This window comes from Rhodococcus olei (assembly GCF_039540555.1).
In the GTDB taxonomy this organism is placed as follows: Bacteria; Actinomycetota; Actinomycetes; order Mycobacteriales; family Mycobacteriaceae; genus Rhodococcus_G; species Rhodococcus_G olei.
In genome coordinates, this window is sequence record NZ_BAABFB010000090.1 from 1 (window position 1) to 596 (window position 596).

At 70.6% G+C, this 596-nt stretch carries 1 protein-coding gene; it reads right to left on the reverse strand.

From position 1 onward, the window contains the following. A partial coding sequence (locus ABD951_RS28060) for a Rossmann-fold NAD(P)-binding domain-containing protein (protein WP_486374955.1) occupies positions 1-596 on the reverse strand: 596 nt, incomplete at both ends.

Genomic DNA, 596 nt, shown 5'->3' on the forward strand with positions numbered 1-596 from the left:
CTCCCCGGTCAGCTCACGGGCATAGCCGCCCTCACCGGCCGCATCGATGCCGAGGTCGAGCCACTGCGCACCCACCGACCGCACCTGGTCCGCAACCTCCGGACGCACGTCGTACCCGGTGGTCCGGCCACCGAGCCGCTTCGCCGTCGCCAAAGCCTGCAGACCGGCGACACCGACACCGAGCACCAGCACCGTCGCCGGCTTCACCGTCCCCGCCGCGGTGGTCAGCATCGGGAAATACCGCGTCGACTCCGACGCCGCCACCACCACCGCCTTGTACCCGGCGACATTCGCCTGCGACGACAACGCGTCCATCACCTGCGCCCGCGAGATCCGCGGAATCGACTCCACCGCGAACGCCTGCACCCCCGCGGCCTTCAGGTCCGCGATCCGGTTGTCGGCGTTGCGCGGCGCGAGGAACCCGATCAGCGTCGACCCCGACCGCAGCTTCGCGACCTCCGCCTCGGACGGCGGCGCGACCTTGACCACCACATCCGCCGACCACGGATCACCGATGCTGGCGCCGGCCTCCTTGTACAACTCGTCCGGGATCAACGCACCCAAACCCGCACCGGGCTCGACGACAACGTCGAGGC